The organism is Roseateles sp., assembly GCF_039595595.1.
GTDB lineage: Bacteria > Pseudomonadota > Gammaproteobacteria > Burkholderiales > Burkholderiaceae_C > Roseateles.
In genome coordinates this window covers 1-25,833 of sequence record NZ_JBCNLG010000017.1, presented here as the reverse complement: position 1 = coordinate 25,833, position 25,833 = coordinate 1, and the positions used below count along the sequence as shown (strand labels likewise).

General features: G+C 70.6%; 25 protein-coding genes. 13 read left to right on the top strand and 12 right to left on the bottom strand.

What is annotated here, in order from left to right:
- Positions 1-4: 4 nt before the first annotated feature.
- Positions 5-454, bottom strand: a complete 450-nt coding sequence (locus ABDW61_RS18520) for a c-type cytochrome (RefSeq protein WP_343640760.1) — start codon at positions 452-454, stop codon at positions 5-7.
- Between the two features lie 126 nt (positions 455-580).
- Here ABDW61_RS18520 and ABDW61_RS18515 point away from each other — a divergent pair, with 126 nt between their 5' ends.
- A complete protein-coding gene (locus tag ABDW61_RS18515) occupies positions 581-1,408 on the top strand; it encodes a c-type cytochrome (RefSeq protein ID WP_343640759.1) in 828 nt (275 codons plus the stop codon).
- A 24-nt stretch (positions 1,409-1,432) separates the two neighbouring features.
- Here ABDW61_RS18515 and ABDW61_RS18510 read toward each other — a convergent pair whose 3' ends face one another.
- Together ABDW61_RS18510 and ABDW61_RS18505 are read right to left on the bottom strand one after the other, a co-directional pair.
- Positions 1,433-3,226: a carbamoyltransferase C-terminal domain-containing protein gene (locus ABDW61_RS18510; protein WP_343640758.1), complete on the bottom strand. Its 1,794-nt coding sequence runs from the start codon at positions 3,224-3,226 to the stop codon at positions 1,433-1,435.
- A gap of 82 nt (positions 3,227-3,308) precedes the next feature.
- Positions 3,309-6,077, bottom strand: a complete 2,769-nt coding sequence (locus tag ABDW61_RS18505) for an ATP-binding cassette domain-containing protein (protein ID WP_343640756.1) — start codon at positions 6,075-6,077, stop codon at positions 3,309-3,311.
- Positions 6,078-6,403: 326 nt separating this feature from the next.
- Here ABDW61_RS18505 and ABDW61_RS18500 point away from each other — a divergent pair, with 326 nt between their 5' ends.
- The 9 genes from ABDW61_RS18500 to ABDW61_RS18460 all read left to right on the top strand — a co-directional run bounded on the left by ABDW61_RS18500 (position 6,404) and on the right by ABDW61_RS18460 (position 16,725).
- Positions 6,404-7,585 (top strand): glycosyltransferase, encoded by a 1,182-nt coding sequence (locus ABDW61_RS18500; protein ID WP_343640753.1) that lies wholly within the window; start codon positions 6,404-6,406, stop codon positions 7,583-7,585.
- A gap of 12 nt (positions 7,586-7,597) precedes the next feature.
- Positions 7,598-8,551, top strand: coding sequence for an amidohydrolase family protein (locus ABDW61_RS18495; RefSeq protein WP_343640751.1), 954 nt, complete (start codon positions 7,598-7,600; stop codon positions 8,549-8,551).
- A 62-nt stretch (positions 8,552-8,613) separates the two neighbouring features.
- The gene (locus tag ABDW61_RS18490) at positions 8,614-9,846 is read left to right on the top strand and encodes a glycosyltransferase (RefSeq protein ID WP_343640750.1); all 1,233 of its coding nucleotides are present in this window, start codon (positions 8,614-8,616) and stop codon (positions 9,844-9,846) included.
- A gap of 121 nt (positions 9,847-9,967) precedes the next feature.
- Complete coding sequence (locus tag ABDW61_RS18485) at positions 9,968-11,386, top strand: glycosyltransferase family 1 protein (RefSeq protein WP_343640749.1); 1,419 nt, start codon at positions 9,968-9,970, stop codon at positions 11,384-11,386.
- A complete protein-coding gene (locus ABDW61_RS18480; protein ID WP_343640747.1) occupies positions 11,383-12,621 on the top strand; it encodes a glycosyltransferase family 9 protein in 1,239 nt (412 codons plus the stop codon). The genes ABDW61_RS18485 and ABDW61_RS18480 overlap by 4 nt, the downstream gene beginning before the upstream one ends.
- Positions 12,618-13,628: a glycosyltransferase gene (locus ABDW61_RS18475; protein WP_343640746.1), complete on the top strand. Its 1,011-nt coding sequence runs from the start codon at positions 12,618-12,620 to the stop codon at positions 13,626-13,628. The genes ABDW61_RS18480 and ABDW61_RS18475 overlap by 4 nt, the downstream gene beginning before the upstream one ends.
- A 7-nt stretch (positions 13,629-13,635) precedes the next feature.
- Positions 13,636-14,862 (top strand): glycosyltransferase family 9 protein, encoded by a 1,227-nt coding sequence (locus ABDW61_RS18470; protein WP_343640745.1) that lies wholly within the window; start codon positions 13,636-13,638, stop codon positions 14,860-14,862.
- Complete coding sequence (locus ABDW61_RS18465; protein WP_343640743.1) at positions 14,786-15,736, top strand: glycosyltransferase family 4 protein; 951 nt, start codon at positions 14,786-14,788, stop codon at positions 15,734-15,736. The genes ABDW61_RS18470 and ABDW61_RS18465 overlap by 77 nt, the downstream gene beginning before the upstream one ends.
- Positions 15,733-16,725, top strand: coding sequence for a UDP-glucuronic acid decarboxylase family protein (locus ABDW61_RS18460; protein ID WP_343640741.1), 993 nt, complete (start codon positions 15,733-15,735; stop codon positions 16,723-16,725). The genes ABDW61_RS18465 and ABDW61_RS18460 overlap by 4 nt, the downstream gene beginning before the upstream one ends.
- 22 nt (positions 16,726-16,747) lie before the next feature.
- Here the strand turns inward: ABDW61_RS18460 and ABDW61_RS18455 are convergent, their stop codons facing one another.
- From ABDW61_RS18455 to ABDW61_RS18425, 7 genes are all read right to left on the bottom strand, one after another.
- Positions 16,748-17,953 carry a hypothetical protein gene (locus tag ABDW61_RS18455; protein WP_343640739.1) on the bottom strand — a complete coding sequence of 402 codons (1,206 nt, stop codon included), beginning with the start codon at positions 17,951-17,953 and terminating at the stop codon, positions 16,748-16,750.
- Positions 17,950-18,552, bottom strand: a complete 603-nt coding sequence (locus ABDW61_RS18450) for a D-sedoheptulose 7-phosphate isomerase (RefSeq protein WP_343640738.1) — start codon at positions 18,550-18,552, stop codon at positions 17,950-17,952. The genes ABDW61_RS18455 and ABDW61_RS18450 overlap by 4 nt, the downstream gene beginning before the upstream one ends.
- Entirely contained in the window at positions 18,549-19,490 is a 942-nt protein-coding gene (gene rfaE1, locus ABDW61_RS18445; protein WP_343640737.1) for a D-glycero-beta-D-manno-heptose-7-phosphate kinase, read from the bottom strand. Before rfaE1 ends, ABDW61_RS18450 begins: the two co-directional genes overlap by 4 nt.
- Positions 19,487-19,978, bottom strand: a complete 492-nt coding sequence (locus tag ABDW61_RS18440) for an adenylyltransferase/cytidyltransferase family protein (RefSeq protein ID WP_343640735.1) — start codon at positions 19,976-19,978, stop codon at positions 19,487-19,489. The genes rfaE1 and ABDW61_RS18440 overlap by 4 nt, the downstream gene beginning before the upstream one ends.
- A gap of 51 nt (positions 19,979-20,029) precedes the next feature.
- Positions 20,030-20,731, bottom strand: coding sequence for an HAD family hydrolase (locus ABDW61_RS18435; protein WP_343640733.1), 702 nt, complete (start codon positions 20,729-20,731; stop codon positions 20,030-20,032).
- Positions 20,728-21,573, bottom strand: a complete 846-nt coding sequence (locus tag ABDW61_RS18430; protein WP_343640731.1) for an SDR family oxidoreductase — start codon at positions 21,571-21,573, stop codon at positions 20,728-20,730. Before ABDW61_RS18430 ends, ABDW61_RS18435 begins: the two co-directional genes overlap by 4 nt.
- A gap of 85 nt (positions 21,574-21,658) precedes the next feature.
- Positions 21,659-22,120 (bottom strand): hypothetical protein, encoded by a 462-nt coding sequence (locus ABDW61_RS18425; RefSeq protein ID WP_343640729.1) that lies wholly within the window; start codon positions 22,118-22,120, stop codon positions 21,659-21,661.
- 166 nt (positions 22,121-22,286) lie between these two features.
- On the opposite strand from ABDW61_RS18425, the gene ABDW61_RS18420 reads away from it, so the two are divergent.
- From ABDW61_RS18420 to ABDW61_RS18410, 3 genes are all read left to right on the top strand, one after another.
- Positions 22,287-22,805, top strand: a complete 519-nt coding sequence (locus ABDW61_RS18420; protein WP_343640727.1) for a hemerythrin domain-containing protein — start codon at positions 22,287-22,289, stop codon at positions 22,803-22,805.
- A gap of 150 nt (positions 22,806-22,955) precedes the next feature.
- Positions 22,956-24,173 carry a zinc-dependent alcohol dehydrogenase gene (locus ABDW61_RS18415; RefSeq protein WP_343640725.1) on the top strand — a complete coding sequence of 406 codons (1,218 nt, stop codon included), beginning with the start codon at positions 22,956-22,958 and terminating at the stop codon, positions 24,171-24,173.
- On the top strand, positions 24,170-24,952 hold the full coding sequence (locus ABDW61_RS18410) for an SDR family NAD(P)-dependent oxidoreductase (protein WP_343640724.1): 783 nt from the start codon (positions 24,170-24,172) through the stop codon (positions 24,950-24,952). Before ABDW61_RS18415 ends, ABDW61_RS18410 begins: the two co-directional genes overlap by 4 nt.
- A 40-nt stretch (positions 24,953-24,992) precedes the next feature.
- On the opposite strand, the gene ABDW61_RS18405 is transcribed toward ABDW61_RS18410, so the two are convergent.
- Together ABDW61_RS18405 and ABDW61_RS18400 are read right to left on the bottom strand one after the other, a co-directional pair.
- Positions 24,993-25,394, bottom strand: a complete 402-nt coding sequence (locus tag ABDW61_RS18405; protein WP_343640722.1) for a hypothetical protein — start codon at positions 25,392-25,394, stop codon at positions 24,993-24,995.
- Positions 25,395-25,640 carry a hypothetical protein gene (locus ABDW61_RS18400; protein ID WP_343640720.1) on the bottom strand — a complete coding sequence of 82 codons (246 nt, stop codon included), beginning with the start codon at positions 25,638-25,640 and terminating at the stop codon, positions 25,395-25,397.
- Positions 25,641-25,833: the final 193 nt, after the last annotated feature.

Below are 25,833 nucleotides of genomic sequence, written 5' to 3'. Positions count from 1 at the left end.
GCCTTCATTGCAGGGACAGCAGGTAGCCGGCGATGTCGCGCGCATCGCGCTCCGACACCCCGAGCCGCGGCATCGTCGTGCCCGGCACCAGCGCGGGCGGATCCTGCAGCCAGCGCTGCAGCGATTCGGGCGTGTTGGGCACCTGGCCGGCGATGTAGCTGCGGCGGCCGAATCGGTACAGCTCCGGCGCGCGCTGGCCATTGCCCGGCACGCCGGGCGCGGCGTGGCAGGAGCCGCATTGGTAATGCGCCATCAACTGGCGTCCGCGCGCGAGATCCGCGGTCTCCACCTGCCAGCGCTGCATCGGCTCGTCAGGCGCCGGACCGCAGGCGGCGAGCGCCACGCCCAGCAGCAGCGCCCCCGCGGCCAGGACCGCCGCCGGCGAACGGGGCAGGGGCTGACGAGCGGGGCGGTCTTTCCGGTGGAGGCGGTGACTGCTGTCAAGGCGGGTCATGCGCGCTCCCCGGCACACGAAGTGCCTGCCCTGGCAGCAGTCCGGCATCGCGCTTGCCTTGCTGCGGCCATGAGCGATCCCCCACGACCCTCGGACGGCGCAAGCGCGCGCGCCGCGCGCCCGGCGATGGCAGCGCTCGCCGCGCTTGCGGCGGCCGGCGTGCTGGGCGCTGCCGGCGCGGCGGCCTTCGTCTGGTTCGGCGTGTACGACGTGTCCGCGACCGGCCCCCACCTTCAACCCGTGCACTCGCTGCTGGAGCTCGCGCTCAAGCGCGCGGTCCAGCGCCGCGCCGACGCCCACCCGCCGCCGCCCGATCTGGTGACCGCGGCCCGCGTGATGCAGGGCGCCGCCTGCTTCCGCGATCGCTGCGTCGCCTGCCATGGCGCGCCTGGCGTGGCGCCTGAACGGTTCGCGCTCGGCATGCAGCCGGTGCCGACGTCGCTGATCGAGGCGACCCGCCATTGGCGCCGGCAGGACCTGTACTGGATCACGCGCAACGGCATCAAGATGAGCGGCATGCCGGCGTGGGAATACCGGCTCGACGAGCGCGAACTCTGGTCCGTGGTCGCGTTTCTCGACGCACTGCCTCTGATGACGCCCGACCAGTACCGGGCGCTCACGGCGGCGCCACGCTGCGACGGCATCGTGGATGCGCCCGCGCCATTGGATCCGCCGCTCACGACCGTCGAGCTCGCGCGGCGCGCATTCCGCCAGCACGGCTGCACCGCCTGCCATGTCATTCCCGGCGTGGTCGGCCCCGACACCTCGAACGGACCGCGGCTGAGCGGACTCGCCGGCCGCGATCGCATCGGCGGCAAGGCCTTTCCCACCGAGGACGGCATCGCTGCCTGGATCCGCGATCCGCAGGCGATCGACGCCCACTCCGCGATGCCGGCGCTGGGCATCAGCGAGACCCAGGCGCGCCTGATGGCGCGCTATCTGCTGGCGCATTGAGCCGGCTGGCGCGCGCCGCGGCCCCTACTTCTCGAGGATGAAGGAGCCGATGACGAGGGCATCGAGCGGCGTGCTGAAGAAGGCCTCGATGGCCGCCTTCGGCGTGCCGACGATGGGCTCGCCGCGCACATTGAACGAGGTGTTCACCAGCACCGGCACGCCGGTCTTCTCGCCGACCGCCGTGAGCAGATCGTGGAACACCGGGTTGGTCGCCGCATCCACGGTCTGCACCCGCGCCGTGCGGTCGCTGTGCAGCGCCGAAGGGATGCGCTCGGACTGGCCCGGCTTGACGCGGTAGACGAAGAGCATGAAGGGGGACTCGCCCTCGTTGGCGTCGGCCGGCTCGAACCAGTCCGCCATGTCCTCGCGGTTCACCGCCGGGGCGACCGGCCGGAAGTCCTCGCGGTCCTTGAGCTCGTTCAGGCGCGCCTGCATGTGGGGATCGACCGGCGAGGCCAGCAGCGATCGCGCCCCGAGCGCGCGCGGCCCGAACTCCATCCGGCCCTGGAACCAGCCGATGATCTTGTTCTGCGCCAGCAGCGTCGCGGTCTCCTTCGCCACGTCTTCGACCTTGCGGTAGCGCAGCTGCGCCCACTGGAGCAGCGCCTCGATGTCGCCGTCGTCGTACGCCGGGCCCAGGTAGGCGTGATCCATGTGCCAGCGGCGTTCGGCCAGTTCGAGCGGCTGGTCCTCGCCGGCCTCGGCGGGCTGCCCGGCGCGCTCGCGCGCGTCGACCCACAGGGCCGCGCCCAGGGCCGTGCCCGCGTCGCCCGCCGCCGGCTGCACCCAGACGCGCCGGAAGATGCCTGCGTCGCGCAGGCGTGAATTCATGACGCAGTTCAGCGCCACGCCGCCCGCCATGGCGAGCTGGTCCTCGCCGCTGCGCTCGCGCAGCCAGACGGCCAGCTGCAGCACCGATTCCTCGAGCACGTCCTGCAGCGACGCGGCCAGGTCCAGACAGGTCTCGGTCATCTTGGTGCCCGGCACCCGCGCCGGTCCGAAGCGCTCGACCAGATCCAGCGGCAGGTTGCGGTACTGGCCGTCGGCCCCGACGGCGAGATGCTCGCGCAGCACGTCGGCATGCCGCGGCGTGCCCAGCGCGGCCAGCGCCATCACCTTGTACTCGTCGCTCGAATGCAGGAAGCCCAGGTAGGCCGTGACCCGCTCGTAGAGCAGGCCCAGCGAATGCGGCACATGCACCTCGCCGAGCGGCTCGTAGCGGTTGTCGCGGTAGCGGCCGTAGCAGGTGCTGGCCTGCTCGCCGCGGCCGTCGAGCGTCATGACCGCGCAGCGGTCGAACGGCGCCGCCAGGAAAGCGCTGGCCTGATGGCAGAGATGGTGCGGCACGAAGTGCCAGCGATAGGGCGCGCTCGCGTGCTTCACGCCGGCGAAGCGCTTGCGCAAGTGGTGCGGCACGGCGTCGGTGAGCATGCGCGGCGCATTCAGCACATAGGCCGCGAACAGCGGATCCCACGGGTTCTCCCACGGCCCGGCGTCGAAGTCCGACGGCTTGAGCGGCAGCGTGAAGCGGCCGTCCGGTGCGCGGTCGCCGAGGAAGCGCGCCGGGTCGAAGCTGTACGCCACGTGCGACACGTCCGCCAGCGTCGCGCCGGCCTCCTTCAGGCAGTAGTCGATCGCGTGGTACGGCAGCTCCCAGGCCGTGAAGGGCACGGGCCGCTTGCCGTGCTTGATGCGGGTGAAGCGCTCCTCCTCCGCGGCCGCGATGACTTCGCCGTCGCGCATCAGCGCCGCCGCGGAGTCGTGGAAGCTCGCATTGATGCCCAGCGTCAGCAAGGGGCGGGGTGATGTCGGGTTCATGAGGGCTCCAAGGGGTGAAGAAGCTTCTGCAGATTTGAAGTTCGTGCCGATGTCCGGAAAGATCGACCGATGCGGCCGCCGCTCAGGCCGGCACGTGCGCGAGGTCGTGCAGCGCCCGGATCAGGTCCTCGGGCACGACCGGCTTGGCCATGTGGCGCTGGAAGCCGGCCACCAGCGCGCGCAGCCGGTCCTCCGGCTGGGCCATGCCGGTCAGCGCGATCGCCGGCAGGCGGCGCTCGAGCGGCACCTGGCGCTGCGCCTCCAGCGTGCGCAGCCCGCGGACCACCGCGTGACCATCCTCCGGCCCCAGCGCGATGTCGCAGACGAAGACATTGGGCCAGGCCGATGGATCGCGCTCGGCCAGGCGGCGCAGCGCCTCGCGGCCGGAGGTGACGCGCTCGGTGCGCGCACCGTCGAGTTCGAGCAGCTGTCCGAGCGACTCCAGCGCGTCCTCGTCGTCATCGACGCACATGACGTTGAGGCCCGACAGCGGATGCGGATCGAGCCCGAACACCGTCTCCAGCGCGGTCTCCCGCTGCTCCATCGCCGCCTGCGCCAGCTCGGGCGGCGCGGCGCGCAGCTCATCCTCGGACAGCGGCGCCTCGGCCAGCGCGGGCAGCGGGAAGTCGACGATGTACTGCTGCACGCCGGCGTCCGGGTCGCGCTCGATGCCCAGATGACCGCCCGCCTCGTTGACCAGCGTGCGCAGCTCCAGCGTGTCCGGCGGGCCGGTGTCGGGGTCGAGCCGGCCATGGAATCCGACTGTCAGCTGGCTGGTGCGGTCCACGCGCAGCAGCCGGCCCTCCATGCGGCCTTGCGTCGCGCCGCGCAGCGCCAGCAGGCAGACCAGCTGCACGATGCGCGCGATGCGGCTCGCGTCGCCGTGGATGCTGGCGACGTTCAGGTCGATGTCGGTGTAGAGGTCGATGTCGGCGTCGGCCAGCGTGTCGCGCAGGCCGTCCAGGCTGAGCACCAGCAGGCCGGCGACGTTGACCGGATGCTGGGCGATGCGCCGCTCCAGCGATTCGGTCTGCTGCTGCTGGCGCTGCAGTTCCCAGAGCTGCGCGTACAGCCCGCGGCGCTCGAGCAGCTCGTCATGCCGGCCGCGCTCGACGATCTCGCCGCGGTCCATGACGATGATCTGGTCCGCGTCGACCACCGTCGACAGGCGGTGGGCGATGATCAGCGAGGTCCGGTCGCGCGCGACCTCGTCGAGCGCGCCCTGGATCGCGCGCTCGGCCTTGGTGTCCAGCGCCGAGGTGGCCTCGTCGAGCACGACGATCGGCGGATTCTTCAGGAACGCGCGCGCGATGGCGATGCGCTGCTTCTCCCCGCCGGACAGCCGCGCGCCGCGCTCGCCGACCCGCGTCTCGTAGCCCTCGGGCAGCAGGCTGATGAACTCGTCGGCCTGGGCCGCCCGCGCGGCCGCGATGATGGCCTCGCGTCCCGCCTCGGGCCGGCCGTAACCGATGTTGTAGGCGATGGTGTCGTTGAAGAGCACCGGGTCCTGCGGCACCACGCCGATCGCCTGGCGCAGGCTCTGCTGCGTGAGCGCCGTCAGCGGCTGGCCGCCGATGCTGACCTCGCCGGCGTCGGGGTCGTACATGCGCATCAGCAGCCGCGCCAGCGTCGACTTGCCCGAGCCGCTGCTGCCCACCACCGCGAAAGTCTGGCCATGCGGGATCTCCAGCGTCAGGCCCTTGAGGATCTGCCGCTCGCGCTCATAGCCGAAGCGGATGTCGTCGAAGCGCACGGTCGTGTCGCCCGGCGGCAGCGGCCGCGCGCCCGGTGCATCCTGGATCTCGGGCGCGCGCGCGAGCAGCTTGAAGAGCATCTCGGTGTTGAGCAGCGCATCGCGTGTCTCGCGGAAGACGAAGCCCAGCGTATTCAGCGGCAGGAAGACCTGGATCAGGTAGGCGTTCACCATGACCAGGTCGCCGATGCTCATGCGGCCGGCGACGGTGTCGAAGCCGGCCAGCAGCATCACCCAGCCCACGCCCACGGCGATGATCGCGGCCTGTCCCAGATGCAGCGTGGACAGCGTGCGCTGGCTGCTGACGCTGCCCTCGACCCACTGCGCCAGCACGCCGCCGTAGCGGGCGCGCTCGCTGTCCTCGCGGCCGTGGGTCTTGACGGCCTCGTAGTTGAGCAGCGTGTCGACCAGCAACCCGTGCGCGCGCGAGTCGTACTCGTTCATCACGCGCTGCTTCTCGACGCGGCTGCGCGTCATCCAGCCGGTCCAGACGCTGTACGCCGCCATCGCGCCCGCGATGATGAGGACGAACTTGGCGCCGTAGCCGCTGAGGATGATCACCAGCACGGCGCCGAATTCCACCGCGGTGGGCACGACGGTGAAGACGCCGGCGCCGAGCAGATAGCCCAGGCCGTCGGTGCCGCGCTCGACCTCGCGCACCAGCGAGCCGGTGTTGCGCTGCGCATGGAAGCGCGGGCTCATGGCCAGCAGATGCGCGAAGGCGCGTTCCGAGAAGCTGCTCACGACCTGCTTGCCGACGCGCGCGAAGGCCAGGTCGCGCAGCTCGGTGAAGAGGGTGCTCGCGTAGCGCAGCAGCGCATAGCCGATCAGCAGCCACACCGGCACGGAGAGGCCCACCGCCAGCGCGGTTGCCGCCGAGGCCCCCGTGGCCGCGGGCTGCGCCGGCGTCAGGTGATCGACGATGGCCTTGAGCATCGCCGGCACGCCCACCGCCGCCAGCTTGGACAGGATGAGCAGCGCCATCGCGAGCAGCGTGCGCGCGCGCCAGCGCCACAGCGCCTGCGCCAGGCCGGCGAAGACCTGGCGCGAGGAAGAGCGTTCGGGGAGGGCAGTGGGGGCGGCGGGGGCGGCGTCCATCACGCGCCTCTTCGCAAGCGGGATGCCTGGACGGCGCGAGGTCAGCGGCACGTCATCGGTACGGGAACACGCTGGGACAGCGTGGAAAGGCCGGGAGGTCCCTGTTCATCGGTAATCCAGCGTGAAGAGGGAGCCGCAAGCGCTTCGGCAAAAGCGGCGCTCCGGCAAGCGCGGTGCGAAGCGATGTGCTCCGCCGCACTCATGCGCATGACAGTCCCGTGAACGCGCGACGGGCGCGCTCCGATGCGATGGAGAGCGGTGTACGGCAACACCTCGGGATTCGGGCTTGCCGAACCGGTGGTCACGCACACCCGAAGAGACCCTCCATGCCACAGCCTCACCTCCTTGTGTTCTCGCATCTGCGCTGGGACTTCGTGTTCCAGCGGCCCCAGCACCTCATGTCGCGGCTGGCCGCCGGCTATCGCGTGATCTTCATCGAGGAGCCGGTGCATGATCCCGCCGGCCCGCCGCGCGTCGAGACGCGGCGTGTCGGCCCCGCGGGCGAGATCGAGGTGATGATTCCGTTCACCCCGGTGGCGGCCCCCGGCTTCGATGACGCGCATCTCCCGCTGCTGTTGCCGCTGCTCGAGCGCGAGCTCGCGCAGCGCGAGATCCGCGACTACCTGATCTGGCTGTACACGCCCATGGCGCTGCCGCTCATCGCCGGCATGCACCCGCGCGCGCTGGTCTACGACTGCATGGACGAGTTGTCCGCGTTCAAGAATGCGCCGGCGCAGCTGCGCCAGCGCGAGAACGCGTTGATGAGCGCGGCCGACCTGGTGCTCTGCGGCGGACCGGCGCTGTACGAAGCACGGCGCGGCCAGCATCCGAATCTGCACTGCCTGCCGAGCGCCGTCGACGCGGCGCATTTCGCGCCGCCGGCGACCCGCCCCGACGATCCCCTCGCGCGGCGCGCTCAGGAGCTGCAGGGCCACATCGCGCGCCCGCGACTGGGCTTCTTCGGCGTCATCGACGAGCGCATGGACCTCGCGCTGGTCTCGGCCGTCGCCCAGGCGCGGCCCGACTGGCAGTTGGTCATGGTCGGGCCGGTCGTGAAGATCTCCGAGCGCGATCTGCCGCGTCATCCCAACATCCACTGGCTGGGCATGCAGCGCTACGAGCTGCTGCCGTATCTGCTGGCGGGCTGGGACCTGTGCCTGATGCCGTTCGCGATGAACGACTCCACGCGCTTCATCAGCCCGACCAAGACGCTGGAGTACCTGGCCGGCGGCAAGCCGGTGGTCAGCACGCCGATCCGGGACGTGGTGGGCCTCTATGGCGACGTGGTGCGCATCGGCGCTGATGCGGCGTCCTTCGTGGCCGCGTGCGAGGAGGTGCTGGACGAGGACGCGGCCTCCCGCGAGTACTGGCACGGCAGCGCCGCGGCGGTGGTGCAAGCCAGTTCGTGGGACGCGGGCGCGCGGCGCGTGCGCGCGTGGCTGGACGAGGTCGCCCGGCCCGCGCGGCCGGACGCGCCCATCATCGGCCACGCGCTGCGCGCCGCCTGAGGCGGGATCGTCATGATCATCGACGCCCACCTCCATTGCACCGGCCGCGAGACGGCCGACGACGTGCTGCGCACACTGGACGAGGCCGGCATTGACGTCGGCGTGCTGCTGGCGCCGTTCCTCGGCGACGGCTACTCGCTGGACGACGCGGCCTCGCTGCGCCGCGGCAACGCGCACCTATCGGCGCTGGTGCGCCATCATCCCGACCGCCTCATCGGCTTCGCGGTCGTCGACCCGCGTCATGCCGACGCTCCGGACGACCTGCGCCATGCGATCGAGGACCTCGGACTGCGCGGCTGCAAGATGGTCCCCACGGGCTGGTATCCCTATGAAGAACGGGTGCAGCCCGTCTTCGCGGTGGCCAACGAGCATGCGCTGCCGCTGCTCTTCCACAGCGGCATCTTCATCGACGGCCGCTCCGGCCGTTTCTGCCGGCCCACCTACTTCGAGGCGCTGCGCGACCATCCGCGCACGCGGGTCGCGCTGGCCCACATGGGCTGGCCGTGGACCGACGAGGCCCTGGCCGTCGCGCTGATCGACCGCATCCATGGCGTGCCGCATGAGCAGGCGCAGTTCCGGCTGGACATCTCCTTCGGCCCGCCGCCGCCGTACCGCCGCGAGGTGCTGGCACGGATGCTCGACGTGCTGGGCGCGGGCTCGCTGCAGTTCGGCAGCGACTGCTTCTTGCCGTGTTCCGGCGCGCATGTGCTGGAGCGCAAGCAGTGGGTCGTCGACCTGATGGATGAGCTCGATCTCGGCGCCGACACGCGTCAGCGCCTGTGGAGCGGCACGGCCGCGGCCTGGCTGGGCATCGAGGAGAAGCCTCATCTCGATCGCGCCCATCCCGGGCTCCAAGGCCAGGGACCGCATGCCGGCCGCCCCCATGCCGGGCTGCTGGCCGGCGCCTCGTTGTCGGGCAGCGGCGGCGACTACGCGCCGCGGCCCTGGCGTCCCCTCTGCTGCTGATCCGCATCGCCCACCGCGCCTTCAATCCCGGCGCGGTGCCCATTGACGAACCTGCCTCCACCATGGACATCGCCTCCGACAGCCCGCTGCGCTCGGTGCCGCCTTCTCCTCCCTCCCTCGCGCCACTGCATGTGCTGCAGATCGTCGGCAACGGCATCGTTGGCGGCATGGAGCGCTGTGTCGAACGCCTGGTGGCCGGCCTCGGCCGCACCGGCGCCTTCCGCTTCACCGTGCTGTGCCCGTCGGAAGGCGATTTCGCCGGACGCATCCGGGCCGCTGGCGCAGAGATCGGCATCGTCGCCATGCCGGAGGACCCGCCCTGGGCGTCGATCCAGATGGTGGCGTCGCTGATCGCGGCGGAGCGCGTGGACCTGGTCCATGCGCATCTGCCCAACGCGCATCTGCTCTCCGGCCTGGCGGCGCGGCTGGCCGGCGTGCCGGTGATGACGACCATCCATGGCCGCCAGGTGATCCTGCCGGACCTGGAGATCCACCGCATGGTCGGCAGCCATCTCAGCGTCGTCTGCCGCCAGAGCTATTACCACGCGCTCGGCCTGGGCGTGGATCGCGAGCGCGTGAGCCTGGAGCCCAACGGCGTCGATGTCGACGAGTTCCGCCCCGGGCCGCGCCCCGCGCAGGGCGTGCGCGCCGCGCTGGGCCTGGCTGGCGATGCGCTGCTGGCCGGCTTCGTCGGCCGCCTCTCGCCGGAGAAGGCGCCCGAGGTCTTCGTCCGCAGCGCGGCGCTGTTGCTGCAACGACTGCCGGACGCGCACTTCGTGCTGATCGGCGAGGGGCCGATGAAGACCCAGCTGCGCGAGACCATCGCCGGCATGGGGCTGACCTCGCGCATCCACCTGCATGGCGGTGTCGACGACGTGCGCCCGGTCCTTCGCGACCTGGACCTGCTGGTGTCGAGCTCCAACTCGGAGGCGATGCCGCTGGCGCTGATGGAAGGCATGGCCAGCGGGTTGCCGGTGGTGGCCACGCGCGTGGGCGGGGTGCCGGAGATCGTCGAGCACGGCGGCACCGGCTGGCTCGTGGCGCCGCGCGACTATGAAGACCTGGCCGGCCGCATGCATCAGATGCTGACGCTGCATGAACTGCGCCGCCGCATGGGCGAGGCGGCGCGCGCGCGGATGGAGCGCCATCACCGGCTGGACCGCGCGCTGGAACGGCTCGCGGACCGGATGCGCGCGATCGCGCGGCCGGCAGGTGCCGCGTCGACCCTTGCCGTGGCACGCGTTCCGCGCATGGCGGCCGGACCCGCGCAGGCCGGCGGCCGGAAGGCCCGATGAGCACGGGGAAAAACGACGCAGGTGCGGGAATCACCGCGCCTGCGCCGCTTCGCCGGGAAGCGGCATGTCATTTGCCTTTCAAGCACGAGCCCGGCACCGGTCCGGGGCAGATGGAGCAGTCATGATCGAAGCCCCCTTGAGAGTTGCGCTGATCAGCGAACACGCCTCCCCGCTGGCCCAGCAGGGCGGCATCGATGCCGGCGGCCAGAACGTCTACGTGGCTCATGTCGCGGCGGCGCTGGCGCGGCGCGGCCATCACGTGGACGTGCTCACGCGCCGCGACAGCCGCGCGCTGCCGACCGCCGTGGACATGCGGCCCGGCGTGCGCGTCCTGCACATCGATGCCGGCCCGCCGGAGTTCGTGCCCAAGGAGCAGCTGCTGCCGCACATGCGCGCGTTCGGCACGGCGGCGTTGCGGCTGATGCGCCGCAGCCTGCGCCATGACGCGGTGCACGCCAACTTCTTCATGTCGGGGCTGGTCGGGCTGCGGCTGCAGCGGCAACTGAATCTGCCGCTGGTGCAGACCTTCCATGCGCTCGGCGCGGTGCGCCGCCTGCATCAGAAGGAGGCGGACCGCTTTCCGCCGGAGCGCATCGAGCTGGAGAGCCGCATCGCGCGCGAAGCCGATTGCGTCGTCGCCGAATGTCCACAGGACGCGGCTGACCTGATCGAGCATTGCGGCGCGTCGCCCGACCGCATCGCGCAGGTGCCTTGCGGCGTCGATCTCGACGAGTTCGGTCCCGGCGACAAGCTGCAGGCGCGCCGCAAGCTGCATCTGCCGGAGGACGAGTTCATCGTGCTGCAGCTGGGCCGGCTGGTCCCGCGCAAGGGCGTGGACAACGTGATCCGCGCGGTCGCGGCGATGCAGCGCATGCCGGAGCGGCGGGCCTTCCGGCTGCTGATCGTCGGTGGCGAATCGACGGTGCCCGACGAGACGCGCACACCGGAGATCGGCCGGCTGCGCCGCATCGCGCAGGAAGCGGGCGTCGACGCGCGCGTGACCTTCGTCGGGCGTCGCGATCGCGACCAGCTGCGCGACTACTACCGCGCAGCGGACGTGTTCGTGACGACGCCCTGGTACGAGCCTTTCGGCATCACACCGCTGGAGGCGATGGCCTGCGCCACGCCGGTGATCGGCGCGGCGGTCGGCGGGATCCAGCACACGGTGGTGGACGGGCTGACCGGCTATCTGGTGCCCGCGCAGGATCCGGAGACCCTGGCGCTGCGACTGGACGATCTGCGCCGCCATCCCGAGATCGGCCGCCTGATGGGCCGCGCGGGCCTGCTGCGCGTGCAGCGCGAGTTCACCTGGGACAGCGTCGCCTTCCGCCTCGCGGGCATCTATGCGCAAGTCGCGGCGCGGCGGGCGATGCTCGGCGCGCAGCCCATCCGGTTGCTCGAACCGGCACTGGACGCGGCGGCGGGCGCCGAGGCGATGCCGCTGCGTCATTTGTCGCGGCCGCATCTCGCGACCGTGGCGGAGAGCATCGATGGCAGCGTCGTGCCGATGCCGCTGCAGACCTCGGGGGCGCAGGGATGAGCGGCGAGGCGGCGGTCGATCGGGATCGCATCCAGCGCTGGAGCGCGGCGCGCCGTGTGCTGCTGATCCGGCTCGACAACCTGGGCGACGTGTTGATGACGACGCCCGCCATCGCGGCGGTGCGCGAGTCCTTGCCTGAGGCCCATCTGACGCTGCTCGCGGCGCCCGCGATGAAGGCGCTCGCGCCGCACCTGCCGCAGGTGGACGAGATCGTCGGCTTCCACGCGCCGTGGATGAAGGCGGGCGCCGCGGCACTGGACGCGCTCGATGCGCTCGACGCCGGCGGCACCTCGGGATTGGATCCGGGGGTCATCTCGCGCGGCGGACACGAACGCCGGCTGCTGGCGCGGCTGACGGTGGAGGGCTATGACGCGGCCATCATCTTCACCGTGTGCACCCAGAGCGTCTTTCCGGCGGCGACGCTGTGCCGGCTCGCGGGCATCCCCAACGTGCTGGGTCATGCGCGCGAACGCGCCTATGGCTTGCTCAGCGACGAGATCGCGGATCGCGACGTGGTCGCCGAAGGCATGCGGCACGAGGTGAGGCGGCAGCTCGATCTGGTGGCCGCCGCCGGCTTCAGGACGCAGGACGAGCGTCTGCGCTTTCGCGTGCTCGAACACGATCGGGTCGCCGTGCGTCGCGGGCTTCAAGCCGCGGGTCTGCGCCCGAACCAGTCCTTCGTGCTGCTGCATCCGGGCGCGAGCGCGCCGTCACGGCGCTATCCCGCTGATCGTCTCGGCGAATCGGCCCGCCTGCTGCGTCAGGCGCTGACGGCCGAGGCGAGCCTGAGCGGACGGCCGGCGCCGGCGATCGTGCTCTGCGCGGGCCCCGGCGAGGAGCCGCTGGTGCGCGAAGCGCTGGACGCGCTGGGCGGCGAGGCGCTGTTGCCGCCGCCTCCGGCCAAGCTGGGCGAGCTGGCGGCGCTCGTCGAGGCCTCGAGCCTGCTGATCGCCAACAACAGTGGTCCCGTCCACCTGGCCGCAGCGGTGGGCACGCCGGTCGTGGACCTGTACGCGCTGACCAATCCGCAGCACATGCCGTGGCAGATCCCATCGCGCGTGTTGTTCCGCGACGTGCCATGCCGCTTCTGCCAGAAGAGCGTCTGTCCTGAAGCCCATCACACCTGTCTGCGCGGCGTCAGTCCGCGCGAGGTGGCCGATGCGGCGATCACCCTGATGCCGCGGCGCACGTGCGAGCCAGCCCTTGCGGAGCCGGCGCTGGGGGCTGCCGCATGAGCGCGTCCACGCCCGAGATCAGCGTCGTGATGCCCACCTACCGGCGGCCGGACCTGCTGGCGCGCTGTCTGAAGGCGCTGCTCGCGCAGACGCTGGAGCCGCACCGCTACGAGATCGTGGTCGTCGACGACGGCAAGGAGGACCGTTGCCGCGAGCAGGTCGAGCGCATCGCCGCGATGACGCCGCAGCCGACCATCATGTACCGCCGTCCCGCGGTCGGCCGCGGTCCGGCGGTGGCGCGCAATGCCGGCTGGCGCGCGGCGCGGGCGCCGCTGGTGGCCTTCACCGATGACGACACGATGCCGGATCCGGCGTGGCTCGCGCGCGGCCTGGCGGCGATGCGGGCGAATCCGCAATGGGTCGCCGCGGCCGGCCAGGTGCGCGTGCCGCCGCCCCTGGAGCTCGGCGGCGCGGACCGGCCGGCGCGTCCCACCGATCACGAGTTGATGACGCGCGGCCTGGAGACCGCGGAGTTCGTCACCGCCAACGCCTTCGTGCGGCGCCCCGTGCTGGTGGCGATCGAAGGCTTCGATGAGCGCTTCCTGCGCGCGTGGCGAGAGGACTCCGACCTGCAGTTCCGGCTGCAGGCGCAGGGGCCCGTGGGCCGCATCGACGACGCGCTGGTGTGGCATCCGGTCCGGCCGGAGCGCTGGGGCGTGTCGCTGCGGCAGCAGCGCAATGTCTTCTTCGACGCGCTGCTGTACCGCAAGCATCCGGCGATCTACCGCGCCCGCGTGCGGCCGGTGCCGCCGTGGGACTACTACGCCATCGTCGCGCTGACGGTTGCCGCGCCCTTCGTCGAGATGCGGGGCGAGCCGCGCGCCGCGGCGCTGATGCTGGCCGCCGCGCTGCTGCTGGTCCTGCGCATCGCGGTGAAGCGGCTGCGCCGGACCTCGCTCGCGCCGTCGCATGTGTGCGAGATGCTCTGCACCTCGGCGGCGATTCCCTTCCTCTCGGTGTACTGGCGGCTGCGCGGCGCGTGGCATTTCCGGACGCCTTTCCTGTGAGTCCGCCATGAATGCCTCGTCCCCGTCATCGCCGCCGCCGGCCTTCATCGACGGCGCGGTCCGCCGCATCGTGGTGCTGCGCGCGCTGATGCTGGGCGACACGATCTGCGCGGTGCCGGCGCTGCGAGCGATCCGGCGTGCCTGGCCGCAGGCCCACATCGCGCTGATGGGGTTGCCGGTGGCGCGCGAGTACCTGTCGCGCCTGGACTGCGTCGACGAATGGCGGCCATTTCCCGGCTGGCCAGGGCTGCCCGAGCGCGGCGTCGATGTGCGGGAGCTGCCGGCCTTCCTGTCGGCCATGCATGCCAGCGAGTGGGATCTCGCGATCCAGCTGCACGGCAGCGGCGAGTCGACCAATCCGTTCGTGGCGCTGCTCGGCGCGCGCTGGAACGCGGGCTTCCGCGGCACGGCGGCTTGGGCGCCGCCGGCGGATGCGGAGCGCTTCGCGCCGTGGCCGCTGCTGGGGCACGAGACGCAGCGGCTGCTGTCGCTGTGCCGGCATCTGAGCCTGCCGGTCGAGGACGAGCATCTGGAGTTCCCCCTGCGTGAGGCCGATGACGACGAGTTGCTGCGCGCCTGGCCCGGCCGCGCCGGCGTGGGCGCCTATGCCTGCTTGCACGTGGGCGCACAGCTCGCCTCGCGGCGATGGCCGCTGCGCCGCTTCGCGGCGGTGGCGCAGGCGTTGCATGACGGTGGCCACACGGTCGTGCTGACAGGCACCGCGGGCGAGCGCGCCTTGACCGCCGAACTGGCCGGGATGCTGGCCGCGCTCGACGTGCCCTGCGTCGATCTGGCGGGCGAGACCACGCTCTGGACCTTGGGCGCGCTGCTGCGCGGGGCGCGGGTGCTCGTGTGCAACGACACCGGCGTGTCGCACATCGCGGCGGCGCTGCGCGTGCCCAGCGTGGTGCTGTCCTGCGGCAGCGAGCCGATGCGCTGGGCGCCGCCGGACCGCGCTCGCCACCGCGTGCTGGCCAAGCCCGCGCCGTGCCGGCCCTGCGCCTATCCGGAATGCCCGAACGGCCATGCCTGCGCGCATGCGCTGTCGGTCTTCGACGTGCTGCAGGCGCTGCAGGAGGTGCTCCGCCAGCCGCTCGCCGCGCCGGATGGCGGCGGGTCCTCATCCGATTCCTCATCGATTCCGAAGGAGGGCGCCCATGCCCCGCCGATTGCGCATCCTGACCTGGCACGTCCACGGCAACTACCTCTACAACCTCACGCAGGTACCGCATGACTTCCACCTGGTGACGGATCCGGCGCGCACGCCGGGCCGGGTGGGGCGCGTGGGCACGCTGCCGTGGGGCGACAACGTGCATGAGGCGCCGATCGATCAGATCGCGAAACTGCCGTTCGACGTCGTGCTGTACCAGCATCGCGCCGGCTGGGACGAGGATCGTCCGCGCTGGCTGTCCGAGGCGCAGCGCCAGTTGCCGACGATCTATCTCGAGCACGACCCGCCGCAGCAGCATCCGACCGAGACGCTGCACTGGGTGCAGGATCCCGGCGCGCTGCTGGTGCATTGCACCCATTTCAACGCGCTGATGTGGAACGCCGGCGTGACGCCGACACGCGTGGTCGAGCATGGCGTGCGGCCGCTGACGCAGGACGTCTATCGCGGCGACGTGGAGCGCGGGCTGGTCGTCGTCAACCATCTGCAGCGGCGCGGGCGGCGGCTCGGGGCCGATCTCTATCAGCAGCTCATCGAGCGCGTGCCGCTGACGCTGGTGGGCATGGGCAGCGAGACGATGCCGGGCGGCTGGGGCGAGGCGTCGCAGCTGGAGCTGCCCAAGCACATGGCCTCGCACCGGTTCTTCCTGCACCCGGTCCGGTACACGAGCCTGGGGCTCGCGCTGATCGAGGCGATGCTGATCGGGCAGCCCGTCGTCGGCCTGGCCACGACGGAGCTGGCGACGGTGATCCGCAGCGGCGAGAACGGCTACATCGACAACCGGCCGGAGGCGCTCGCCGACACGATGGGGCGGCTGCTGCGCGATCCCGGGCTGGCGCGCGAATGGGGCGAGCGCGGCCGGCAACTGGCGCGCGAGCGCTTCAACATCGACCGCTTCGTCGCCGACTGGATGCAGGTCCTTCACGAGGTCACGACATGAACCAAGCTCAAGACGCTCTCCATGAGGCGCCGCGCACGGTGCTGGTCACCGGCGCGGCCGGCTTCGTCGGCAGCCATCTGTGCGAGGCGCTGCTGGCGCGCGGCCATCGGGTGATGGCCGTCGACAACCTCAGCACCGGCGACATCGACCACCTCGACCGGCTGCTGGGGCACAAGGGATTCACCTTCCATCGCCGTGACGTGTGCCTGGAACCGACGCCGGAGATGATGCAGGCGGACCGCATCTACAACCTGGCATGTCCGGCGAGTCCGGCGTATTACCAGACCGCGCCGGTGGACACGGTGCTCAGCAGCGTGCTGGGGGTGTGGCGGCTGCTGGAGCTGGCGCAGCAGAGCGGGGCGCGCCTGCTGCATACGTCGACGAGCGAGGTCTATGGGGACCCGGACTGCCATCCACAGCATGAGGAGTACTGGGGCCATGTGAATCCGAATGGCGCAAGGTCGTGCTACGACGAGGGGAAACGCTGCGCGGAAGCGATGTTGATGGCGTATCACCAGGAGCGCGGCGTCGATGTGCGGGTGGCGAGGATCTTCAACACCTATGGACCGAGGCTGCGGCCCGGGGACGGGCGCGTGGTGAGCAACTTCATCGTGCAGGCGCTGCAGGGCGAGGATCTGACGGTCTATGGGGACGGGACGCAGACGCGCAGCTTCTGCTATGTCGACGACACGGTGAAGGGCTTGATACGGTTGATGGAGGGGGAGCACCTCGGTCCGATCAACATCGGGAATCCGGGGGAGCACACGATGCTGGAGCTGGCGCGGATGATCCTGGGTTTGACCGGGAGCCGGTCGAGGATCGTGTTCCGGCCGCTGCCGCAGGATGATCCGCGGCGGCGCTGCCCCGATATCACGCGGGCGAAGACGCTGTTGAAGTGGGCGCCGGAGGTGCCGCTCGAGGATGGCCTGCGCCGCACCATCGAACACTTCCGCGGCGTGCTGGGCGAGCGGAGCGTGACGGTGGCCTGACCGTCGTCCCGTCAAGAACGCCTTACCGCTCCGTCTCCACGCCTCCCAGGCGGGACCCCCGTGTCCAACTCGCGAGCGCCCGCGCATAGGGCCGAACCAGCCGTCGCCCGGCTGGTCGGCCGCGCGGATCGCGCGGCACATGCCAGAGCCCGCTGCGATGCCAGCGCTGCGGCTCATGCCAATCCGGCCGGTCCAGCATCGGATACAGGCACACCCCGGCGAGCGGAATCCCCCGCTCGATCGCCCGCCGCGCTTCCCTGGCGATGTCATTCAGCCAGTCCGCGCGCCCGCGCCCGATGTGCCCCGTCTCCGCGACGATCAACGGCCGCCGATAGCGCTCCCACACCAGCCCGAGCAACGCCGACAACGGGGCCCGCCTCGGATCCCCGAGGTGCCACGCCAGCCGCTTCTCACTCGGCACTTCCCACTGGCTGCTGTGATAGTGGTTGAGCCCGACCCAGTCGAGCGCTTCCATCGATCCCCCGAGTTCCGGCTCCTGCATGCCCGCCAGCATGTCGAACGCCTGCCACTGGTAGGACGCAATCCGCGAGGCGAGTTCCTGGTGCTCCGGCGCATCGTCCGACGGCACGACGTGGATCACCGGATCGATGTGGAGAAAGCGCGCCTCGGGATCGACATCGCGGATCGCCGCCATGCCGGCCAATGCCGCGCGCACGAGGCGCCGCTTGATCTCGTAGCCGCTGATGCGCGAATCTTCCTTCCCGGCGTCATCGGGATGCGCGCCCGCCGGTCCCATCGCGTTCGTCGACGACGCCGCCCAGGCGAGGAAGCTGATCTCATTGATCGGCGTGTACACGCGCGGCCCTGGCGACAGCGGCTTGAGCGCGCGCGCCGCCTCCGCCGCGAAGCGCGCGAAGCGCGGGATCAATGCGTCGTCGAGCAAGCTCAGATCCGGCGGCACGCCGTAATGCATCAGCGTCCACAGCACCTGCACGCCATGACGGCGCGCGGTCCGCGCCATCCGCTCCGCACGGCTGAAATCCCACTGCGCCGGCCCGCGCTCGCTCAGGCGCCAGCCGACGCTCTCCCGCACGCAGCGCAGCCCGTGGCGGCGCGCCTCGCGGTAGTCCAGCGCCAGGAACCGGTCATGTCCCGTCGCACGCACCATGTCCAGCGCGTCGCCTCGTCCATTGACGTGGTCGGCCCCCTCATAGCCGCCCATCCAGAACGATCGGAACGGCGCGCGCCCGGTCGATCCGGCGCTCACGGCTGCGCGATGAGCATCTGCTCCACCTGCGCGCACCAGGTGTGGCCGATGAAGATGTGCGCTTCCTGGATGCGCGCCGTGTCCGCATGCGGCACGACGAGGCAGACATCGCACAGCGCGTGCATCTCGCCGCCATCGCGGCCGGACAGGCCGATCGTCGTCATGCCGAGCTGGCGCGCCTGCGTCAGCGCGCGCAGCACGTTGGGCGAGCGCCCCGAGGTCGAGATCCCGATCACGCAGTCCCCCGGCGCGCCGATGCCGGCCACCTGCCGCGCGAACACCTGCTCGAAGCCGTAATCGTTGCCGATGCAGGTCAGCGCCGAGCTGTCCGTTGTCAGCGCCACCGCCGCCAGCGGCGCGCGCTCCAGCTTGAAGCGGCCGGTGAACTCGGCCGCCAGGTGCTGGCAGTCGGCGGCCGAGCCGCCATTGCCCAGCAGCATCAGCTTGCGGCCGGCGCGCAGCGTGTCGGCCATGATGGTGGCGGCGCGAAGGATCTCGGGACCCATCGCGCCGAGCCGGTCGAACAGCGCGCGATGCTCGCGCAGGCCGTCCTCGAACGGCGCCTCCACGGCGGGCGGGAAAAGGGGCAGGGCACTCATGCGGGGACTCCCAGTTCTTCGAGCGTGACCGAGGCCGTGCCGAACTTGCCCACGACCAGCCCAGCCGCGCGGTTGGCCGCGCGCACCGCGTCCTCCAGCGCCGCGCCGCGGGCCAGGAAGCAGGTCAGCGCGGCCAGCACAGTGTCGCCGGCGCCACTGACGTCGTAGACCTCGCGGGCCTCGGTGGGAATGTGCAGACAGCCGCCGCCGCGCGAGTACAGGCTCATGCCCTGCTCGCCGCGCGTCAGCAGCACGTGGTCGATGTCCAGCCGCTGCTGCAGCGCGGCCAGGCGCTCGCAGAGCTCGTCTTCGGTGCGCCAGTCGCCGACCGCCTCGCGCAGCTCGGCCAGGTTGGGCTTGATCAGCCAGGCGCCGCGGTAGGCCTCAAGGTCCTTGCGCTTGGGATCGACCAGCACGCGGCATGGCAGGCCGCGGCTGCGCTCGATCAGCGTGCGCACCTCCCGCAGCGCGCCCTTGGCGTAGTCGGAGACGAGGATCCACCGATGCCGGGCCGCGAGGTCGCCGGCGAGCGCGGTGAGCTCGTCGATGCGGCGCTGCGGCGGCTCGGACTCGACATCCATGCGCAGCAGCTGCTGGCGCTGGCTGACCATGCGGATCTTCTGGATCGTGTCGATGTCGGGCCCGCGCACGAAGTGCTGCGTGATGCCGGGCTGGTCCAGCAGCGCCGCCAGGCAGGCGCCGGCGGTGTCGGTGCCCACCAGACCGCTGACGGTGCACGGGCAGCGCAGCCGCGCGAGGTTGAGCGCCACGTTGGCCGCGCCGCCGGCCCGCTGCGACTGCCGATGCAGCCGGAGGATGGGCACGGGCGCCTCGGGCGAGATGCGATGCACCGCGCCTTCGAGGTACACGTCCAGCATGCAGTCGCCGACGATGAGCACCTGCGGCGGCGCCAGTTCGGGCGGCAGGGCGTTGTTCATGGCGCGGCGGCCCTCAGGTGCTCGATCAACTGCGTGCTGGAGTGGCCCGGCAGATAGGGGCCGATCGAGACGCGGCCGCCCCAGCTGCGCACCAGCGGCGTCTCGGGCAGATCCTCGACGCGGTAGTCGCCGCCCTTGACGTACACGTCCGGCCGCAGCGCGCTGAGCAGCGCCTCGGGCGTCGGATCGTCGAACCAGGTCACCCAGGAGACGCAGGCCAGCGCGGCCACGACGCGGGCGCGGTCCTCGAGCGGGTGATAGGGCCGGTCGCCGCGCTTGCCCAGCCCGCGGGCCGAGCGATCGGTGTTCAGCGCGACCACCAGGCTGCTGCCCTGCGCACTGGCTGCTTCCAGGCTGCGGATGTGGCCGGCATGCAGGATGTCGAACACGCCATTGGTCAAGACCAGCGGCCGCGCCAGGCGCGGCACCATCTCCTGCAGCCGCTCGGGCGGCAGGCATTTCAGCGAGCTGTCCCATTTATCGAGCATGACGGTCTCCAGGGGGCGGGGCCAGGGTGTCGGGGCGAAGGAGGCGAGGGGTCATGCCGATGCCGGAGCAGCCGGCGTTCCCGAGCGCGCGCTGCCGGCGGCGTCCTGCAGCGCGAGCCCGGCCAGCACATGCGCCGCGAGCGAGGTCCAGTCGGTGAACACCGCCTGCGGCTCGCGCAGCGGCGAGCGGCGCCACACCGTCTCGCCGCCGCTGTCGAACAGCAGGCCGCTCGCACCGGCGCGGCGGCCCGCCTCGACGTCGTCCAGCGTGTCGCCCACCATCCACGATCGCGTCAGGTCCAGACCATGACGGCGCGCGGCGCTGATCAGCATGCCGGGGGCCGGCTTGCGGCACAGGCAGGCGGGACGGCCCTGGGCATCGGGTTCGTGCGGGCACAGCATCACGTCGTCGATGACGACGCCGGCTTCGTCGCGCAGCCGCTTGAGCAGCGCGTCCTGCAGCTGCGCGAACTGCGCGCGCGTGAAGTAGCCGCGCGCCAGGCCGCTCTGGTTGGTGACGATCACCAGCGCCAGGCCGGCCCGCGCCAGCCGCGCCAGCGCCTCGCCCGCGCCGGGCATGAAGCGCAGCTTTGCCGGGTCGACGTTGTAGGGCACGTTCTCGATCAGCGTGCCGTCCTTGTCGATGAACAGGCAGGGTCGCAGGGGCCCGGCGGGCAGACGCTCGCCGGGCGCCGCGGACAGGTCCAGGTCCTGCACCGGCAGCATGCTGACGGGGTCGACGGGCGTGCTCACGGCCAGGACGTCTCTTGGGTGGGCAGCACGGTGAGTTCGGGAATCACCGTGCCCTCGGGCTGCTGCAGCACCCAGCGCACCGCGCGGGCCACGTTCATCGGGTCCTGCAGCTTGGTCTCGTCGATGCCCGGGAAGCGGTCGAGCAGGAAAGGCGTCTTCATGCCGCCGGCCACGATCGCCGAGACGCGCACGTTCTGCGCGCGCAGCTCCGCGTGCAGCGCGTGCGACAGGCCCAGCAGGCCCCACTTGGTGGCGTGATACGCGCTCGCGTTGGGCCAGGCGCGCTTGGACGCCGTGGACGCGATGTTCACGATGTGGCCGCCGCGCGGCTGGGTCAGCATCCGTGCCGAGGCGTACTTCGTCATCAGCAGCGGGCCTGACAGGTTGGTGTTGAGCACGCGCTGCCAGTCCTCGACCGCGAGCTCGGTCAGCGGCGCCGTGACGTCGACCGCGGCGTTGTTGACCAGCACGTCGAGACGGCCGAAGTCACGGACCGCGGCGGCGATGACCTCCTCGCACTGGCGCGGGTCGGAGACGTCCAGAGAGAGGGGGACGGCCTCGATGTCGCGCTCGCCGAGCAGTGCCGCGCGGTCCTTGGCGCGGTCCAGGTCGATGTCGGCCAACAGCACGCGCATGCCGGACTCGCCCAGCACCTGCGCGATCGCGGCGCCCAGGCCGCGGCTGCCGCCGGTGATGAGCGCGATCTGGCCATGGAGCGATGGCGCGTCGGCGGCCTGGAGCTCGGCTTGGGGAATGGCTTGGGGAATGGCTTGGGAATCGGCGCGGGTGGAAGTCGTGGCGGACGAGGCGGCCGTGGCGCTCGTCGAAGGGCTGTCGATCATGTCGGAACTCCGGCAGGGTGGATGAAGCAGGGAGAAAAGAAGGGAGAAGGAAGCGGAATGCGGGGACGCGCGTTCCCGGGCGCGTTCAGCGCGCGCGCTCGGCGGCGGCGCAGGCGCGGGCGCGCAGCTGCACCGCGACCATCATCGAGAAGCACTCGTCCCAGATCGGAAACGCGCCACTGGCCGCGACGACGAGCCCGTCCAGCCAGATGCCGCCCCACAGCAGGCTGTCGTCGCTGGTCAGGCGGTGCGGCTCCAGCAGCTGCAGGCGCCGGCTGTCCATCCGGTGACGCCAGGACAGCAGCGCCTTGCGGCGCGCGTAGTCGGCGTAGTCGACGTCCCAGCGGGCGCGGTCGCCGATCGAGTGCTCGGCCAGCACCTTCGGCTGCGAGGCCGCATCGATGCAGGGCACCGAGGGATCGAGCACGACCAGATGCAGCACGCCGAGCCCGCTGATGTCGGGCGAGGCGAGCTGCGCGGCGATGGCCGGCGTGATCGCGTCGAACGCGGCGCGCGCCAGATCTTCGGTGACGAAACGACTGCTCATGGAAGGGTCCTGAATGAGGGGAGAAGCGCTGAGGCGACTCATCCAGCAAGGGGCGTACCTGCGCTGATACGGGGGATTGAGGTGGGCATCGGCCTTGCCAGAGCCTGTGTGCCGGCGTGCCGCGAGGGCGCGCCTCCCAGCATCCATCAACGCCAGGAGACTTCTCATGCCTTCTTCCTCCACCGGGACCGCCAGCCGGAAAACCACGACGCGCCGCACCGCGGCCAAGAGCAAGACCCCGGACGCCATCAGCCTGCTGCGTGCCGATCACAAGGAGGTCAGCGCCCTGTTCGAACAGTTCGAGAAGGCGCGCTCGACCGCGAAGAAGCAGCAGCTGGTCGAGCAGATCTGCATCGCCCTGACCGTCCATGCGCAGATCGAGGAAGAGATCTTCTATCCCGAAGTGCAGGCCGCGCTGAAGGACAAGGAGCTGGTGCCCGAAGCCAAGGTCGAGCACCAGAGCATCAAGGACCTGATCGCCGCCGTCGAAGGTGTCGCGCCCGACGGCGAGGACTACGACGCCAAGGTCACTGTCATGGGCGAGTGGGTCAAGCACCACGTCAAGGAGGAACAGAACGAGATGTTCCCCAAGGCGAAGAAGGCGGGGCTGGACCTGGCCGAACTCGGCGAGCGGCTGCAACAGCGCAAGGACGAGCTGATGGCCGAGCAGCAGATGAAGCACTGACGGCGCGGCGCCTCGCCCCCGCGGCTCAGAAGCGCGATTCCTTGCCGTCAAGGCGTCGGCAGCGGATGCCGGCGCGGGCGGGTGGGGGCGGGAGTTGGCGTTGCCTGATCAACGCCAGACGCTGCTGTCCTCCCGTTTGAAAGGCCCTCCATGCTTGCTCTGACCTACCACGGCGCGCACGACGTGCGCGTCGAGACCGTGCCCGATCCCGTGCTCGCCGCGGATGACGACCTCCTGCTGCGCGTGACCGCGACGGCGATCTGCGGCTCCGACCTCCACATCTATCGCGGGAAGATCCCCGACATGAAGGACGGGGACATCCTCGGTCACGAGTTCATGGGCGTGGTGGAGGAGGTGGGACGCGGCGTCGTCAACGTCAAGCGCGGCGACCGCGTCGTCGTGCCGTTCACGATCTCCTGCGGCGATTGCTTCTTCTGCGGTCGCAAGCTGTTCGCGGCCTGCGAGACGACCAACCCGGGCCGCGGCGCGATCCTCAACAAGAAGGACGTGCGCTCCGGCGCGGGGCTGTTCGGCTACAGCCACCTCTACGGGGGATATCCGGGCGGTCAGGCGCAGTACGTGCGCGTGCCCAAGGCCAATGTCGGGCCGCTGGTCATTCCGGACAGCACGCTGAGCGACGAGCAGGTGCTGTTCCTGTCGGACATCCTGCCCACGGGCTACCAGGCGGCGCTGAATGCGCAGGTCACGCCGGGCTCGTCGCTGGCGATCTTCGGCGCGGGGCCGGTCGGCATGATGGCTGCGGCCTGCGCGCGGATGATGGGTGCGGAACGGATCTTCATGATCGACCACCATCCCTACCGGCTCGCGTTCGCGAAGGAGACCTACGGCGTGCTGCCGATCGACTTCGACCAGATCGACGATCCGGCGCAGGTCATCATCGAGCAGACCGACCACCGCGGCGTGGACGCCTCGATCGACGCGGTCGGCTTCGAGGCCAAGGGCAGCACCGTGGAGACGGTGCTGTCGACGCTGAAGCTGGAGGGCTCGAGCGGGACCTCGCTGCGCTGGGCGATCGCGGCGACGCGCCGCGGCGGCACCGTCAGCGTGCCCGGCGTGTATGCCGGCTTCATCCATGGCTTCCTGTTCGGGGACGCCTTCGAGAAGGGGCTGAGCTTCGCGAGCGGTCAGACGCACGCGCAGCGCTTCATGCCGGAGCTGCTCGGCGCCATCGCGCGCGGCACGCTGAATCCGGAAGTCATCATCAGTCACCGCTTGCCGCTGGTCGAGGCGGCCCGCGGCTACGAGATCTTCAACAAGAAGGAAGAGGACTGCCGCAAGGTGGTGCTCTCGCCCTTCGAGCCGCCGCTGACGCAGGCGGCGCCCATGGCAGAACGGAGTGAGCCATGAATGACATCTCGGGACGGCCGCTGGCCGTGATCACGGGCGCGTCGTCGGGCATTGGCCGCGAGCTGGCGCTGGAATGCGCGCGGCATGGCTATGACCTGCTGATCGCCGCCGACCGGCCCTTGGAGGAGAGCGCGGCGGCGTGCCGCGCCGAAGGGGCCCAAGTGCAGACTGTCGAGGCGGACCTGGCGACGCCCCAGGGCGTTGAATCGCTGCATGCGGCGATCGGCGGCCGGGCGGTGGATGCGCTGCTCGCCAACGCGGGCCACGGCCTGGGACATGCGTTCCTCGACCAGGACTTCAACGCGGTGCGGCACGTCATCGACACCAACGTGACGGGCACGCTCGACGTGATCCAGCGCGTCGGCAAGGGGATGCGTGATCGCAACGCGGGAAAGATCCTGATCACCGGCTCCATCGCGGGACTGATGCCGGGCACCTTCCAGGCGGTCTACAACGGCACGAAGGCCTTCATCGATTCCTTTGCCTACGCGCTGCGCAACGAGCTGAAGGACACCAATGTGTCGGTGACGGTGCTGATGCCGGGGCCGACCGATACCGAGTTCTTCCACCGCGCCGGCTTGATGGACACCAAGGTCGGCACCGACAAGAAGCAGCCGCCCGAGGAAGTCGCCAAGACCGGCTACGAGGCGATGGAAGACGGCGAGAGCGCGGTGGTCGCTGGGTGGAAGAACAAGCTGCAAGCGGTGCTGGCCAACGTCACGCCGGCCGAAGTGCTGGCGGAGCAGCATCGGAAGATGGCAGAGCCGGGGAAGGTCTGAGCGGGGCCGACATCGATGCGCCAGGACTGACCCGCGAGCGTCAGTCGTTCACCGAACTGAGAGCCAGCCGAGCGTGATAGTCCCTGCGCCCGAGCATGCGCTTCAGCATCGAGTTGATGCGGCGAGAAGCTTGCATCGCCTCGTCGCAGACGTGAGGCAAGACATGGACGTCGGTCTTGTAGTCGGCGAGATTTCGCGCCTTCCGCAACTTTCGCAGGTCCTTGGCAAGCTGCGTCTCGCCGCGATCAGCGTAGTGCCTCCAAGTTGCGAAATGCGCCTCCGACGTCTCGTCCTGGATGCCAGCGGCGTCGCGAGCCATGAGGAACGCACCGTAATAGGCTCGCGAGATGGCGCTGCGCTCACGCGCTTCACCCGGTTGCCTGGACAGGTCCTCAGCAAGTTCCAGAAGCTCTTGCGGGTCAAAGACTTGTGTCTGCATCATTTACTTGCTCCCCGCTTGCTCCCTGGCTTCAAACGACCCCGGCTGTGCGGAAACATCGATCGTCCAGAGAAGATGATTCAGTCCGGGCATGGAGGCCCAGTGCGTTGCGAATGCCAGCATCAACGCCGAAGTGTCATCCCAATCGTCATCCGAGAAGCCCCAGACAGTGAACCAGAGGTGACGGTGGCCGGTGTCGATGTCGTGGTACACGGAAACGCTGATCTCTCGATCAGGGGCGTGCTGCATCAGCAATTGCAGCAGTGCCTCCAGTTCCTCACGGGAGAACTCGCGGTATCTGTCGAGGTACCACGCGAGGGAGTGTCAGGAATTCTGTGTTTGAGGCGCTTCTACGAGGCTACGAGCCGGTCCTGGTGAATCGGTCTGCGTAGAGGATGGCAAATTGGTTCATTGCCTCTCGCCAGTTCTTGGCGGCGCGGCC